Genomic DNA, 14,584 nt, shown 5'->3' with positions numbered 1-14,584 from the left:
CGCAAGGGCGGGGCGCGGAACGCGGGCTCGTGGTGCGGCACCGCGCGCGGGGCGGGTGCGGGGTGCCGCGCACCAGGGCCGGTCAGTTGCCGGGCAGGACGCCGGTGCGGGCCACCTCCGAGTACCAGCGGGCGCTCGCCTTCGGGATGCGGGTGCCGGTCGGGTAGTCCACGTACACCGCGCCGAAGCGCTTGCCGTAGCCGTGGCCCCACTCGAAGTTGTCCAGCAGCGACCACAGGAAGTACCCGCGTACGTCCGCTCCGTCCGCGACGGCCTGGTGGACGGCGGCCAGGTGGCCGCGCAGGTAGGCGATCCGGGTGGGGTCGTTGACCTGGCCCGAGGGGTCGGCGTAGTCGTCGGAGGCGGTGCCGTTCTCGGTGATGGCCAGCGGCAGCCCGGGGAAGTCGGACGTCAGCCGTCGCAGCAGGTCGTACAGGCCGGTCGGGTCGACGGCCCAGCCCTTCATCGGGGTGGTGTCGCCGGGGGGCTGGTGGAAGGCGACCTCGTCGGCGGCCGGCCATGGGCTGTGGACGCTGTCGCCGTGCCCGTCCGAGGTGTGGCTGCCGCTGCCGTCGGCCCGGGAGACGACGGTGGGCGTGTAGTAGTTGACGCCGAGGAGGTCCAACGGCTGGTTGATCAGGGCCAGGTCGCCGTCGCGCACGTACGACCAGTCGGTCAGCGCGGCGGTGTCCTTGAGGAGGTCCTCCGGGTAGGCGCCGCGCAGCATCGGTCCGGTGAAGATCCGGTTGGCCAGCGCGTCGATGCGGCGCGCCGCGTCGACGTCGGCGTCGTTGCCGGTGAGCGGGCGCACCTGGTGGAAGTTGAGGCTGACCAGGCACTGGGCGTCGGCGGGGAGGCGGTCGCGCAGGGCCTGGACGGCCAGGCCGTGGGCCAGGTTGAGGTGGTGGGCGGCGCGCAGGGCGGCGACGGGTTCGGTGCGGCCGGGGGCGTGCACGCCGGAGCCGTAGCCGAGGAAGGCGCTGCACCAGGGCTCGTTGAGGGTGGTCCAGGTCTTCACCCGGTCGCCGAGCGCGTCGGCGGCCAGGGCCGCGTACTCGGCGAACCGCTCGGCGGTGGCACGCTCCGGCCAGCCCCCGGCATCCTCCAGCTCCTGCGGCAGGTCCCAGTGGTAGAGCGTGACGACGGGCTGGATGTTCTTCTCCAGCAACTCGTCGACGAGACGCCGGTAGAAGTCGAGCCCCTTCTGCACGGCGGGTCCGCGGCCGGTGGGCTGGACGCGCGGCCAGGCGAGGGAGAAGCGGTAGGCGCCGGCGCCGAGGTCGGCCATGAGGGCGACGTCCTCGCGCCAGCGGTGGTAGTGGTCGCAGGCGATGTCGCCGGTGTCGCCGTTGCGGACCCGGCCGGGGGTGCGGGCGTAGGTGTCCCAGATGGACGGTGTGCGGCCGTCCTCCGCGGCGGCACCCTCGATCTGGTAGGCGGCGGTCGAGAAGCCCCAGAGGAAGCCTTCGGGGAAGGTGCGGGAGGCGGCGTCCGGGGCGGACGCGGTCTGCTGATGTGCTGCGGTGACCACGTAAGTCCTTTCCAGGTGGGACAGGTGGGACAGGCTGGGGATGGTTCGGCGGGTCAGCCCTTGACGGCGCCCGCCATGATGCCGCTGACGATCTGGCGGCCGAAGACGACGAACATCGCAAGCAGCGGCAGCGTGCCGAGCAGCGCGCCCGCCATGATCAGGGACTGGTCGCGGACGTAGCCGGCGCTGAGCTGGGTGAGGGCGACGGGGACCGTCGGGTTGGTCATGTCGAGCACCACGAACGGCCAGAAGAAGTCGTTCCAGGCGTGCACGAACGTGATCATGAAGATGACCGCCATCGCCGGGCGGGCCACGGGCAGCACGATGGACCAGAAGATCCGCAGCGAGTGCGCGCCGTCGACGCGGCCGGCCTCGACCAGCTCGTCCGGCAGCGCCTCCGACAGGTACTGCCGCATGAAGAAGACACCGACCGCGCTCACCAGGGTGGGGAAGATGACGGCGGGCAGCTCCTGCGACCAGCCCAGCTCGGACATCATCATGAACAGCGGTACGACGCCGAGCTGCGGCGGCACCATCATGGTGCCGATCACCAGCATGAGCAGGACGTTGCGGCCCTTGAACCGCAGCTTGGCGAAGGCGAACCCGGCCAGCGTCGCGAACAGCACCGTGGACAGCGCGATGACACCGGCCACGATCGTACTGTTGATCATGGCCTTGCCCATCGCCGCCTCGTCCCAGGCGCGGGCGAGATTGCTGAAGAGGTTGGGTCCTGGCAGGAACGGCGGCGGCGTCTGGCTGACCCGGGTGTTGTCGGTGGAGGCCGCCACCATCGTCCAGTACAGCGGGAAGATCGACAGGATCGCCGTGATGGCGAGCAGGACGTAGGCGACCGGGCCCGCGTGGTGCTGGCGGCCGGCGCCCCGGCCCAGCAGCCGGCGGCGGCCACCGCTCACGGTGCTGCTCATCGGGGTGGTCCGGACCGACGCGTCCGTCCGGACCGGAAGGCTGTCTGTGGTCATGGAAGACTCCTGGTCGGGGCGTCAGGACGGACGGGCGCGCAGGCGTCCGGTCAGATACTTGATCAGCCGCTGCGCCACGAAGACGACGACGAGCAGCATGAACATCACCCAGGCGACGGTCGCCGACCGGCCCATCTGGTAGTTCTTCCAGCCCTCCTCGTACAGCAGCAGACCGAGGGTCTGGTACTGGTTGTCGGCGCCGCCCGTCACGCCGTTGGGCCCCTGTCCGAAGATCAGCGGTTCGCCGAAGAGCTGCGTCGCGCCGATGGTGGACAGCACGATGGTGAAGACGACGGTGGAGCGGATCCCCGGCACGGTGACGTGCGTGAACTGCTTCCAGCGGGAGGCTCCGTCGATGGCGGCGGCCTCGTACCGGTCGGCGGGGATGGCCTGCATGGCGGCCAGGTAGAGCAGCGCGTTGTAGCCGGTCCAGCGCCAGATGACGATGGTCGAGATGGCGAGCTGAGCGGGCCACTTGTCGGCCTCCCAGTCCACCGGACCTAGGCCGACCGAACCGAGTGCCCAGTTGATCATGCCGAAGTCGCGTTCGAAGATCATGGTGAACACCAGCGCGGCGGCGCCGACCGAGGTGGCGTAGGGGACGAGCGAGGCGACCCGGAAGAAGAGCGAGCCGCGCATGCGGTAGTTGAGCAGGTGGGCCAGGCCGAGCGCCATCAGCAGCTGCGGCACCGTGGACAGGACACCGATCGTGATGGTGTTCGCCAGGGCGTTCCAGAAGCGGTCGTCGCCCCAGAGCTCGACGTAGTTGTCGAACGCCACCCACTCCATGACGTCGAGGGTGGCCAGTTCCACCCGGTGCAGGGAGATCCAGGAGGTGTAGAGGAGGGGGTAGAGGCTGAACGCGGCGAACACGACGAAGAACGGTGCGACGAAGGCGTACGGTGCGCCCTTGACGTCCAGGCGGTGCAGCAGCGCGCCGAGCCGCCGGCCCGTGCCTTCGCCGTCCGGTGTGCGGGACGGTCCGCGAGGCCCTTCGCCGCCGACCTGGGCCTTGGTGGTGGAGGTGGCCACCGGACTTCCTTCCTTCAGAACTGCCTGAGCTGCCTGAGCTGCCTGAGCTGCTTTCGAGCTGGGGTGTGAGCGGTTGCCGGCCCCGGGCCCGCCGGTGACGTGCGGAGGGGATGGTGTGATCCCGTCAGTGACGTGCGGGCGGGCCCGGGTGGCCGGAAGGGCGACGGGTCAGCCGACCGCCTTCTCGATGCGCTCCGAGGTGGTCTGCCATGCCTCGTCGGGCGAGGCGTCCCCCTGCTCGATCAGGGCCAGGCCCTGGGAGAAGGTGTCCTTGATCGTGCCGTCCTTGCGGCCGAGGACCTGCTTGTCCGGGATCTCCTTGGCGGCCTCGCCGAAGATCTGTCCGATCGGGGCGTTGTCGAAGTACTCGGAGGTGACCTTCTGCACCTCGGGGGATTCCAGTGCCTCCTGCGAGGACGGAACGCTGCCCTGCTTCTCGAAGATGTGCGTCTGCTGCTCGGGGGCGGTCAGCCAGGCGACGAGCTTCTTGGCCTCCTCCTTCACCGGGCTCTGCTCGACGACGCCGAGGAAGGAGCCGCCCCAGTTGGCGCCCTTGGGTGCCTTGGCGACGTCCCACTTGCCCTTGTTCGCCTCGCCGGCCTTCTCGCTGATGTGGCCGAGCATCCAGGCCGGGCAGACGGCCGTGGCGAACGTGCCGTTGGCCAGACCCGGGTCCCAACCGGGCTGGAACTGGCGGAGTTTGGCGGTCAGCCCGTCCTCGGCGGCGTCGGCGGCGAGGTTCCAGGCCTCCTTGACGGCCGGGTTCGTCTTGTAGATCAGATCGCCCTCGGCGTTGTAGTACTGCTCGGGGTATCCGTAGACCATGGCGTTGAACAGGCCGCTGGCCGCGTCCGTGTACGCCACGTCACCGCCCTTGAAGTCCTTCTTGAAGGTACGGCCGACCTCGACGAACTTCTTCCAGTCGCCCTCCCACAGCTTGGCGACCTCCTCGCGGTCGGTGGGCAGTCCGGCCTGCTCGAAGTAGTCCTTGCGGTAGCAGACGGCCATCGGGCCGATGTCGGTGCCAAGGCCCAGTACCTTGCCGTCCTTGGTGGTGATCTGGGACAGCTTCCACGGCAGGAAGTGGTCCGTGCCCTTCACGTCGGAGAAGTCGGCGAACTTGTCGGACTGGGTGTCGACGATCTCCTTGGCCCGGCCGATCTCGATGCCCTGGATGTCCTTGAGGCCCTTGCCCGCGGCGAGCCTGGTCTGCAGGGCGGTGTAGTACGTCTGCTCGTCGCCGGCCACCTCGGCCTTGATGTCGACGTTCGGGTGCTCCTTCTCGTACTGCTCGAAGAGGCCCGTCTCCTTGAAGCCCATCACCCCGTACAGCCCCACGGTGATGGTGACCTTGCCGTCCTTCTTGCCGCCGCCCGTCACCGATTCGTCGCTGCCGCCGCAGCCGACGACGAGCGCGAGCGCACCGGCGGCCGCGACAACTCCGGCCGCTCTTCTCCGTAATGACCTGTGAAGCGTGCTCATGTGTCTTCCTCCAAGCGATGGGCGCGGGCGCACCGGGACGGCGGGATGGCGGGTGTGCGAGGGCTGTGGCGGACACGGCAGGCGTTGGGTACGTTCCCAATCGACGGCATGGGAACGTGCCCAACGGGCGGTGGGAACGTGCCCACCGGCGGTTGGAAGACTCGTGGCAGCGAACGGCTATGTCAATGACTTGAAGACGATTCGTTGCGCGGCCGGGCACCCCGCGTTCGCCGGACGACCGAGGGAGGGCGGCGCCGCGTCGGTGGCGTCTGTCACAATTACCGCTGGTCACGTCCGCGGCCGGTGCCGCCGCGGTTGCCGGCGGGGAGGGAATCATGACAGGGAACGGCCAACCCACGATCAAAACGGTCGCGGCGCGCGCCGGGGTGGGGCGGACCACGGTGTCCCGCGTCATCAACGGCTCGGACCTCGTCAGCGCCGATGCCCGTGCGCGGGTACTGGCGGCGATCGAGGAGTTGAACTACGTTCCCAACTCGGTGGCCCGCGGCCTGGTGACCAGCCGCACCGACGCGGTGGCCCTGGTGATCCCGGAGTCCGAGAGCCGGCTCGGCTCGGAACCGTTCTTCGCCGCGCTGATCCGCGGCGTCAGCGGTGCGCTCGCCGAGCGGCGGATACAGCTGCAACTCACGCTCGTTCGCGACCGGTTCGAGCGGGACCAGCTCGCCGCGACGGTGGCGACCCGCCGGGTGGACGGAGTGCTGCTGGTCTCGGTCCACGCGCGTGACCGGCTGCCCGGGATGCTGGAGGAGATGGGGCTGCCGACCGTGCTGGCCGGCCGCCGCGACGAGCGGGAGCGACTCAGTTACGTCTGCTCCGACAACGCCGGGGGCGCCGCTGCGGCCGTACGGCACCTGCTGGACCGGGGCCGCCGCCGCGTCGCCACCGTCACCGGGGCGCTCGACATGGACGTCGGCCGGAGCCGGCTCGCCGGCTGGCGCGAGGGCCACCGCGAGGCCGGCGTGGAGCCCGACGAATCCCTGGTCGAGGCGGGCGACTTCACCGAGGAGGGAGGCCGCCGGGCGATGCGTTCGCTTCTTGAACGCGCGCCGGACCTCGACGCGGTCTTCGCCGCCTCCGACCTGATGGCCGTCGGCGCCCTGGCCGAACTCCGCCGCCAGAAGCGGCAGGTGCCGGGCGATGTCGCCGTCGTCGGCTTCGAGGACTCCATCCTCGCCCGCCACACCAGCCCGCCGCTGACCACGGTGCGTCAACCCGTGGAGGAGCTGGGCCGGGCGATGACCCGGATCCTGATCGACATCACCCAGCACGGCGCGGACCGCCGGCAGGTGACGCTGCCGACGGAGCTGGTGGTGCGCGAGTCGTCGTGACGGGGTGCGGGCGGTCACCGGCCAGAGGGCGTGCCGGCGAGCGCCGGCAGCGGTCCCCCTCCCCCCTCCCCCGGCTACCGCCGGAGCACAAGGGCATGTGCCTTCACAGCAGCACGACGCAGCCCCGCCGCTCCAGCTCGGTCAGCACCGACCGCGCAGGGGCGCACGCGTTCCAGCGCAGGTCCAGCTTCTCCAGGGAGGGCATGTCGATGACCCAGTCCGGCAGGCTGCCGAGGCGGTTGCTTCTCACGTCGAGCTGGCGCAAGCGGGGCAAGTCGGCCAGCGTGTGCGGCAGTTCGGTCAGAGCGTTCTCCCGCAGGTCCAGGTGGCGCAGTTCGTGGAGGTCGGCCGTGGACGAGGGCAGGGCTCCGATCGCGTTGCCCCGAAGCCAGAGCTCGCGCAGGCTGCCCAGACGGCCGATGGTGTCGGGCAGTGCGGTCAACCGGTTGTGCTGGGCCCGGAGTTCGATGAGTCCGGCCATCCGGCTGATGGCCTCGGGCAGGGTGGCCAGGGCGTTCTCGCCGACGTTGAGGTAGCGCAGCCGCGTCAGGTTCCCCAGCGAGTCGGGGATCTCGGACAACTCGTTGTCGTGCAGGTAGAGGCAGCCTTCGAGGCCGGCCAGGTCGCCCAGTTCGCCGGGTACCGAACCTAGGTGGTTGTGGCCGAGGTCCAAGGTGGTCAGCCGACGCAGCCGCCCGATTTCGGGCGGGAGGTCCGTGAGTCCGTTGTCGGCGAGGATGAGGACTTCGGTTTCGCTGCGCTGCCAGACCGATGCGGGTACGGTCCCCAGCCGGTGACGCCATAGGTTCACCACGTTCGGCACGTCGTAGCTTCCTTCCTGGGTGTGTCGCGGCTCCCGTGTTGGTGGGCCGCTTCCCTCGGTGGCATGGTCGCGGTGCGATGGGCTCTGCGCCAACCGGACGGCCCCGGGATCCTCGATCTCGACGGCTTGCGCTCGGCCGAAACCGCGGCGCAGCACTACGCAGGCGTCGGGCACGACGAACTGACCGCGGCTTCGGCCGAGTTGAAGGCCGTCTTCAACACCCAGGCCAGAAGCTGAGCCTCTACGACAACCGGCTCGGCTGCATGTCGTACAACGACGTGTACGGGCTGGGCAGCAACAACGTGCAGAACATCAACGCCACCTATTAGGAAGGCTGCTCCCCGTCACCATGAGCACCCGAGCCAAGCTCCTCAGTGCCATCGCCGGCGTGGCCGCCCTGGGCGCGACCGCCTTCGTGGTCCCGTTCGTCACCGACAACAGTCCCGAGCGCCCTGATGTCATCATCGCCCAGGGCAAGGACGCCTTACCCAACCGGTCGGCCGTCGACTGGGTCTCCTACGCCGACCGGGTCGCGGTCGTCGATGTCACCTCGGAGGCCGAGATACCCGCCACCGCCGAGGAGGTCGCGGCAGGCGAGGGCTATATCAGCAGACGTATCGACCTGGACATAGGAGAGGTGGTCTGGTCGCGTCCCGGCGCTCCCACGCCGCCGAGCACGCTGAGCCTGGTCGTGGACGGCTGGTCCTTCGCGGACGGCACCCGCACGCCGATGGCGGTGGAGGAGAGCTCGCGTCTCGAGCCGGGACATACCTACGTGATGTCGCTGGCCCGGCTCGCCGACGGAACCTGGTCGGCGATCGGCTCCCAGGCGGCGCTGCCGTACGACAGTGGGACGATCGGCGCGGGTGAGTACCAGGGCCGGACCGTGACCGCGGCCCAGTTCGGCTCGGCGGTGAAGGCCCACGACGGCGATACGGCGGACGAGGGCCCCACCACGAAGGACGCCGATGTGATCAAGGAGTCGGTCGCGGAACTCACCGCCGGCAAGTCCTCGGACTACGTCGAGACCCTGCTGACCGGTACCGACCCCGACCCGCTGGCGGAGGCCAACTTCGACCTCGATCCGATCGCGCGGTACGAGGCCGTCGCGGGCGTCGACGACCCCGCCGAGACCTTCTGCTCGATCGCCGCGCCCCTAGCCGTGTCCGAGGAGGGCCAGTTCACCCCGGCCGAGCTGGGTGACATCCTGAACCAGCTCGCCGCCAAGGAGAGCGGCAAGGACGCCACCGACCTGAGTGTCCTGGCCGCGTACCACAACGGCGACGACAGCCTGGAGTCCCAGGCCGAGACCGTCCGCCCTACGGTCATCGCGAACATCGAGGAGCAGTGCGGGTTCGACGTCGGCGACCTGCTGCCCGACTCCACCGCCGCGGAGGACTGACAGCCGCCTGACCGCCCCGCCGGTCGTCTGATCCGTCACATCTGACGCACCGCGATCGCCCCCGTCCCGTTCTCCTGGCCGGGGGCGATTGGGTTCATTGGAGACGGCTCGCTCAACTACCCTCTCGGGACGCCTCGTTCAGCGACGTCAGGTCCGCGTTCCGGACCGCAACCAGCACGGCCTCCTCCGGGGAGTTCCCCGCCGCCACCGCGACCGCCGCATCGATGCCCTCGACCTCGTAGACGCTCACCTTCTCCGGCTTCTGCGTGCCGTCGGCCTCGTCCGATTCGTCACACCCGGGCAGCAGACCGGTACCGAGGCTCTTGCCGACCGTGAACTTCGGGTCGGTCGTGGCCCCTCCCCTCACGTCGAGGTAGGACCGCCCCTCGTACTGCACGAGGTACGCGCACTTCGCTTCAGGGGCGTCGTCCACTGCGGCGCCGTTCACCTCGGCATGCCCGTCGCAGCCGGTCCCCCCGGCCACCAGGACCGCCGCCACCGCCAGGGTCCTCGTCCATCTCCGCATCCGCGGCGTCGCTTCCATCTCCAGCCCTCCACCTTCCCGGCATCGCCGAAGGCCCCTCGGCCTCCCGGTGCTACGACGTGGCAGCCCTCCTTTTCGTTCGGCCTCGTCACCGGCGCAGGCCCGCCGCTGTCCGGCTCAGAGCCCCAGGTACACCTCCCTGACGCGCGGGTCGTGGCTGAGTGCCGTCGAGGTTCCGCTCATGGCGACCTCGCCGTTCTCCATGACCAGGCAGTGGCTGGTCACGCCGAAGGCGAGCTTGGCGTTCTGTTCCACCAGGAAAGGAGGCGTACTGCGGCACCCGGGCGGGCTCGGCCCGGAGGAAGTCCAGCACCGGGACCCATGTGTCCACCGGGTACTTCACCCGGACCAGGAAGGTGGCGGCCGTGATCGCCGCGGTCATCGACAGCAGGGCCAGGTGTTCGGGGGCCGGGCGCTGACCGCTGGTCCGTGCGGAGCGGCGCAGGCGTCCCAGCAGACGGCCGGCCCGGCTGCAGACCACGTACAGCACGGTGCAGGCCAGCAGGTTCTGGATGAACCACAGGTGCCCGGTAGTGGACGTAGTACGCGTACATCAGGCCGGGCACGATCGTCAGCGCGCCGACCGTCACGGGGATGCCGAGCCGGATCAGACGGCCCGTCAGGAACCGCCGGGTGCCGTGGCGTCGGTGAGAGCCGGGCACGAGGACGGCGGAGACGAAGAAGAACAAACTCATGAAGAACGAGCCGTCGACCGCGGACAGTGCGGCCAGGGCCGGCGTGCGCGCCGGCCCCTCGACGTACCACCAGTCCGCGGGGCCGTAGGGCTGGGCGGCGTGGTGGATCACGACCAGGACCGTCAGCGCGATCTGTAACTGGTCGAGTCAGTCCAGACGGCGCGCACGGGGTGCGGCGGCGGGCTGCGTTCCGGAAGCGAGTGTGCGCGTGTGTTCAGCTTGCTCAACACACGCACATCTCGCACTGGTGCTATCCCCCGCTTCGGTCCTCCGGCGAGCCGTAGAACCCTGACAGGAGCAGGCGCTGATTGGCGGCGCTGCGCTCCGCCAGGACCCGCGGGTCGAACATCGGCTCGCCGTGATGGGGCTGCATCACCCGCTCCAGGAGCAGCGGCCCGAGGACCAGAGCACAGCACCTGTGACGCCGCCCACTCACCCTCCGGCGTCCGGCCGCCGTACTCCTCGGACAACCGACCGAGTTCGGCCCGCGCTCCGTTCAGCAGCCGTCCGACCAGCTCGGCGCTCGCGGCGCTGCCCTCCACCAGGACGTGGCGCAGATAGCCGCGCGGCACCGGGTCCGCGCCGAACAGCCGGGCCGAGACCTTGCCGAGCGACTCCATCAGCGCGGCGCCCGCCTCCACGGCCTCCAACTCCGCGCCGATCCGGCCCAGTACGTACTCGTCGACCGCTGCCCGCAGCCCCTCCTTCGATCCGAAGTGCCGGGTCACCAGCGCCGGCGACAGACCCGCGGCCGCGGCCACCGCTCGCGTCGACGTCGCCTCGCAGCCACGCTCCGCGAACAGTTCCAGCGCCGCGTCCCGCAACCGCGCCCGCCCCGTCAGGTCACTCTTGTCCACCGCTCTCATGCCTCGCAGCCTGCTCACCGGCGGCGTGACCCCACCCATGCGGCCCTGCGGCAGGTCGGGGTGTTGTTCGGCCCACGCCGAAACAGTTCGCGTCCCCGGTCGTCGGCGGCCCAACCTGGGTGTGTCCGGACGCCGACGGCGTCCGGACCGGGGAAGCGGTGGTGCTGGGGGTTCGGGGGGACGCCAGCACCACTTCCCGGCTCTCAGGCGCCGGAGGAGGCGTTGAGGAGGGTTTCGCCGGCCGCGGTGAGGGTGTGCAGAACGGTGTTGCGGTGGCGGGTGACGGTGGTGAGTCCGGCGGTACGCAGAACAGTGGCGTGTTCGCTCGCGCTGGCGAGGGCTGTACCGGTGCGCCGGGCGAGTTGGGTGGTGGTGCAGCCGGGGTGGTCCGCTATCGCGGCGAGCACGGTGGCGCGGGTCCGGCCCAGCAGGGCGCTCAGTGAGTGGGGCACGGTGGTAAGCGCGGCGGCGGTGGCCGCCGGGGGGAGGGCGGGCCGGTTGTCTCCGAGAACGGGGAAGGTCAGCCACGGCTGGGGCTCGGCGCCGGCGTTGATGATCGGGTGGGAGGGCCGGAACAGCGAGGGGACCAGGAGCAGGCCCCGTCCCCCCAGGTGGATGTCGCCGCTGTGGCCTGCGGCCGTCGTCGCCTCCAGGACGGGCGCTCTCCATCGCAGGCGCTGTGGGTGCAGCCGGCTCAGCAGTCCCTCCATGCCGTGGTCGGCCAGGTGGCGCAGGCGCAGGCTGCGATCGGTGCGGGCGAGCTGCTCGATCTGCGGCCAGCAGGGAGCGATGACCTGGTCGTGGGCGTGGGTCAGGGTGTCGACCAGGTGCTGGAACAGGGCCGGTTCCTCGGGGATGCGGCTTGTCCAGGAGGGCACCCGGCGCTGGAGGTGCGCCCACTCCTCGAGATCTTGGCGCAGGTAACCGGTCGGGGTGGCGCGTACCGCCTCCAGCGCCTCCCCCGAGGGCCCGGGCGCAGTGGGGATGAAGATGTCCGTGGACCATCCCGCCGCCGGGGCCAGGTCGAGGAGTTGACGCGTCCGCGGGGCGAGGCGCGTGCGGGCGTGCCGGCGCCAGGCGTCGAAGCGCAGCGGATGCGAGCCGTCCTGGAGGACCCGCAGTGCCAGGTTCAGTTCCACCAGGGGAAGGGGCCCGGGCGCGAGACGGGTGCGGGCCATGTCCTCGGCGGTGAAGTGGATACGCATGGGCATGGCAGCGATGGTCCGCAGTCAACGTTGTCCGGGCCAGACCGGAACACGCCGAAGAACGGCCGCGGCAGACGTGAGGACTTCACCGCGGAGGGCACCGAGGCAGGCACGAGGTGTGCGGGCCCCTGGCATGATCGCCGCCATGGAGATGCACATCGCACCGGCCGAAGTGGCCGACTTCCACCAGGTCCTGACCGATCACCCGCGCTACTGGGGCGAACGCGATCTTCGGTCGCTGCATCTCCTGGCGCTGGTGCAGGAGTTCGGTCCCACCTGCCTGGTCGCCCGGGCGGAGGACGGGATCCGCGGGTACGTCTTCGGGTTCGTCACCCCGGACGGGACCGGTTACGTGCATCTGATCGCCACGCGGGACGACGCCCGCGGCACCGGTCTCGGCCGTCGCCTGTACACGGCGTTCGCCGAAGCGGCGGAGCGTCAGGGCGCGCGGCGACTGAAGGCGATCACGTCGACCGGGAACTCCGGCTCCATCGCCTTCCACCGCGGCCTCGGCTTCGACACGGAGACCGTCGAGGACTACAACGGCCCCGGCCGGACCATGGCCGTCTTCCACCGGGATCTGCCGCTCGTCGCCTCCCGTCCCTGACCGGCCCGGCGGTCACTGATCACCGCTTCCCTCAAGCCCTCGGGAGCCCTCGGCGTTCATCCGCTCTTCACCTCAGCACGGCCGCGGTGTCCGCCGCGTACCCGGGATGACCGGCTGACGTACGGCGTCAAGTCCCGGTTCGTGTCGGCGGATTGGGACCGCGGGGCCTCGAAGACATAGGTTGTCGCCATGGTGGAGGGGGCGGACTCCGCGGCGCAGACCATGCCGCCGGAGCAGCACATGAGGGGGCGGCATGCCGTCCGGCGGAAGAAGGACAAGGGCGGCCTGGTTCGTTCGTCCTTGCTGATGGCTGTCGGCACGGTGGTGTCACGGGCGACGGGGCTGATCCGTCAGGTGCTCCAGGCGGCGGCGCTGGGCACGGGGCTGTTGGCCAGTACGTACAACACGGCGAACACCGTGCCAACGAGCCTGTACACCCTGCTGATCGGTGGCGCGCTCAACGCCGTGCTGGTACCGCAGCTGGTCCGGGCCAGGACGACGCAGCCCGATGGCGGCCGGGCGTACGAGCAGCGGTTGGTCACGCTCGTGGTGTGCGTGCTGGGCGTGGGCACGGCGCTCGCGGTGTGGGCGGCGCCGCAGATCGTGGGCCTGTACATGCGGGACACCCCGGACAGTCACGAGGCGTTCGAGCTGACGGTGACGTTCGCCCGGTTCCTGCTGCCGCAGATCTTCTTCTACGGGCTGTTCAGCATCTATGGGCAGGTCCTGAACGCCCGCGAGAAGTTCGGCGCGATGATGTGGACGCCGGTGCTGAACAACGTCGTGCTGGTCGGCATGTTCGGGGCCTACCTGGGGCTGATGACGGTGCCCGACCGGGTCGAGGACATCACCGCCGGCCAGGTGCGGCTGCTGGGTATCGGGACGACGGCCGGTATCGCCGTACAGGCGCTGGCGCTGATCCCGTTCGCGCGGGCGGCGGGCTTCCGGTTCCGGCCGCGCTTCGACTGGCGGGGCACCGGACTGGGCAAGAGCGTCCACGCGGCGAAGTGGACGCTGCTGTTCGTCCTGGCCAACCAGGTCGCCCTGACCGTGGTCACGAACTACGCCAACGCCGCCGACCAGGAACTGCCCCGGGCCGGTGCGGGCTACTCGGCCTACACCTACGCGCAGACCATCTGGATGCTGCCGCAGTCGATCGTGACCGTGTCCCTGGTGACGGCGCTGCTGCCGCGCATGAGCCGGGCCGTCGCCGAGGGACGCATCCAGGAGCTGCGCGCGGATCTGTCCCGGGCGCTGCGGATCAGCGGGGTGGTCATCGTGCCCGCCGCCTTCCTCTTCGTCGCCCTGGGCCCGCAGATCTCCTCGCTGCTGTTCGCCCACGGAGCGGCCGACGCCGCCTCGGCCCGCCCGCTGGGGTACATGCTGCAAGCGTTCGGGCTGGGGCTCGTCCCGTTCTCCGCCCAGTACCTGCTGCTGCGCGGCTTCTACGCGTTCGAGGACACACGTACGCCGTTCTTCATGGCGGCCTGGATCGCGGGTGTGAACATCGCGCTGGCCACGGTCTGTCATGTGCTGCTGTCCGCTCGCTGGGCGGTGGTGGGCATGGCCGGGGCCTACACCCTCTCCTACGTGGCAGGCCTCGGCCTCACCGCGTATCTGCTCCGCAGGAGGCTCGGGGGCCGCATCGACGACGGCGGCCTGCGCCGTACCTACGTCAAGCTGTTCTGCGCCGCGGGCCCGGCCGCCGGGCTGGGCTGGGCCGCGGCGCGCGCGTGCACGGGGCTGGGCAGCGGAACCGGGCCCACGGCCGCCGCCCTGGCCGCCGGAGCACTGGCGACGGCCGTGGGATACCTCCTCCTCGCCCGCCTGATGCGGATCGACGAACTGCGCCGCCTGCCCGGCATGCGGTGAGTACGGGCAGCCGGTGGGAGGAGCGGACCGGCTGCGAGCAGCCTGGTTTCCGCGGCGGAGGCCACCGCCGCCTCCTACTTCGCCGCCTACCGGGTCGACGGCTACACCGGCGGCATGGTGCCCCCGGTGCTCCCCGCGAACGTCGGCCACTACGAGGACACGTTCCGGAGGGCAGAGGGCACCTGGCTGCTGGCCA

General features: G+C 70.5%; 15 protein-coding genes. 5 read left to right on the top strand and 10 right to left on the bottom strand.

What is annotated here, in order from left to right; all coding sequences use genetic code 11:
• Positions 1 to 82 precede the first annotated feature (82 nt).
• From ACFV6E_RS14070 to ACFV6E_RS14055, 4 genes are all read right to left on the bottom strand, one after another.
• A complete protein-coding gene (locus ACFV6E_RS14070) occupies positions 83 to 1,531 on the bottom strand; it encodes a GH1 family beta-glucosidase (protein WP_385175335.1) in 1,449 nt (482 codons plus the stop codon).
• Positions 1,532 to 1,584: 53 nt separating this feature from the next.
• Positions 1,585 to 2,511: a carbohydrate ABC transporter permease gene (locus tag ACFV6E_RS14065; protein ID WP_385461582.1), complete on the bottom strand. Its 927-nt coding sequence runs from the start codon at positions 2,509 to 2,511 to the stop codon at positions 1,585 to 1,587.
• A gap of 21 nt (positions 2,512 to 2,532) precedes the next feature.
• Entirely contained in the window at positions 2,533 to 3,543 is a 1,011-nt protein-coding gene (locus tag ACFV6E_RS14060) for a carbohydrate ABC transporter permease (protein ID WP_385461579.1), read from the bottom strand.
• A gap of 168 nt (positions 3,544 to 3,711) precedes the next feature.
• A complete protein-coding gene (locus ACFV6E_RS14055; RefSeq protein ID WP_385461576.1) occupies positions 3,712 to 5,025 on the bottom strand; it encodes an ABC transporter substrate-binding protein in 1,314 nt (437 codons plus the stop codon).
• Positions 5,026 to 5,360: 335 nt separating this feature from the next.
• On the opposite strand from ACFV6E_RS14055, the gene ACFV6E_RS14050 reads away from it, so the two are divergent.
• Positions 5,361 to 6,374 (top strand): LacI family DNA-binding transcriptional regulator, encoded by a 1,014-nt coding sequence (locus ACFV6E_RS14050; RefSeq protein ID WP_385175347.1) that lies wholly within the window; start codon positions 5,361 to 5,363, stop codon positions 6,372 to 6,374.
• A 103-nt stretch (positions 6,375 to 6,477) separates the two neighbouring features.
• On the opposite strand, the gene ACFV6E_RS14045 is transcribed toward ACFV6E_RS14050, so the two are convergent.
• Positions 6,478 to 7,197 carry a leucine-rich repeat domain-containing protein gene (locus ACFV6E_RS14045; protein ID WP_385461573.1) on the bottom strand — a complete coding sequence of 240 codons (720 nt, stop codon included), beginning with the start codon at positions 7,195 to 7,197 and terminating at the stop codon, positions 6,478 to 6,480.
• Positions 7,198 to 7,260: 63 nt separating this feature from the next.
• On the opposite strand from ACFV6E_RS14045, the gene ACFV6E_RS14040 reads away from it, so the two are divergent.
• Together ACFV6E_RS14040 and ACFV6E_RS14035 are read left to right on the top strand one after the other, a co-directional pair.
• Positions 7,261 to 7,434 carry a hypothetical protein gene (locus ACFV6E_RS14040; protein WP_385175353.1) on the top strand — a complete coding sequence of 58 codons (174 nt, stop codon included), beginning with the start codon at positions 7,261 to 7,263 and terminating at the stop codon, positions 7,432 to 7,434.
• A gap of 112 nt (positions 7,435 to 7,546) precedes the next feature.
• On the top strand, positions 7,547 to 8,599 hold the full coding sequence (locus ACFV6E_RS14035; RefSeq protein WP_385175356.1) for a hypothetical protein: 1,053 nt from the start codon (positions 7,547 to 7,549) through the stop codon (positions 8,597 to 8,599).
• 112 nt (positions 8,600 to 8,711) lie between these two features.
• On the opposite strand, the gene ACFV6E_RS14030 is transcribed toward ACFV6E_RS14035, so the two are convergent.
• From ACFV6E_RS14030 to ACFV6E_RS14010, 5 genes are all read right to left on the bottom strand, one after another.
• Positions 8,712 to 9,143: a DUF6281 family protein gene (locus ACFV6E_RS14030; RefSeq protein ID WP_385175358.1), complete on the bottom strand. Its 432-nt coding sequence runs from the start codon at positions 9,141 to 9,143 to the stop codon at positions 8,712 to 8,714.
• A gap of 117 nt (positions 9,144 to 9,260) precedes the next feature.
• Positions 9,261 to 9,398, bottom strand: a complete 138-nt coding sequence (locus ACFV6E_RS14025) for a hypothetical protein (RefSeq protein WP_385175372.1) — start codon at positions 9,396 to 9,398, stop codon at positions 9,261 to 9,263.
• Positions 9,365 to 9,949: an acyltransferase gene (locus tag ACFV6E_RS14020; RefSeq protein ID WP_385461570.1), complete on the bottom strand. Its 585-nt coding sequence runs from the start codon at positions 9,947 to 9,949 to the stop codon at positions 9,365 to 9,367. The genes ACFV6E_RS14025 and ACFV6E_RS14020 overlap by 34 nt, the downstream gene beginning before the upstream one ends.
• An 11-nt stretch (positions 9,950 to 9,960) precedes the next feature.
• Entirely contained in the window at positions 9,961 to 10,704 is a 744-nt protein-coding gene (locus tag ACFV6E_RS14015) for a TetR/AcrR family transcriptional regulator (protein WP_385461567.1), read from the bottom strand.
• A gap of 203 nt (positions 10,705 to 10,907) precedes the next feature.
• Complete coding sequence (locus ACFV6E_RS14010) at positions 10,908 to 11,915, bottom strand: winged helix-turn-helix domain-containing protein (protein WP_385461564.1); 1,008 nt, start codon at positions 11,913 to 11,915, stop codon at positions 10,908 to 10,910.
• 139 nt (positions 11,916 to 12,054) lie between these two features.
• On the opposite strand from ACFV6E_RS14010, the gene ACFV6E_RS14005 reads away from it, so the two are divergent.
• Both ACFV6E_RS14005 and murJ read left to right on the top strand, forming a co-directional pair.
• Positions 12,055 to 12,516, top strand: coding sequence for a GNAT family N-acetyltransferase (locus tag ACFV6E_RS14005; RefSeq protein ID WP_385175367.1), 462 nt, complete (start codon positions 12,055 to 12,057; stop codon positions 12,514 to 12,516).
• 189 nt (positions 12,517 to 12,705) lie between these two features.
• The gene (murJ, locus tag ACFV6E_RS14000) at positions 12,706 to 14,388 is read left to right on the top strand and encodes a murein biosynthesis integral membrane protein MurJ (RefSeq protein WP_385461561.1); all 1,683 of its coding nucleotides are present in this window, start codon (positions 12,706 to 12,708) and stop codon (positions 14,386 to 14,388) included.
• Positions 14,389 to 14,584 lie beyond the last annotated feature (196 nt).

The sequence above is a fragment of the Streptomyces sp. NPDC059785 genome (genome assembly GCF_042732375.1).
In the GTDB taxonomy this organism is placed as follows: domain Bacteria; phylum Actinomycetota; class Actinomycetes; order Streptomycetales; family Streptomycetaceae; genus Streptomyces.
Note: the sequence above shows the minus strand (reverse complement) of the source record. Positions and strands in the feature narration are given on the sequence as shown.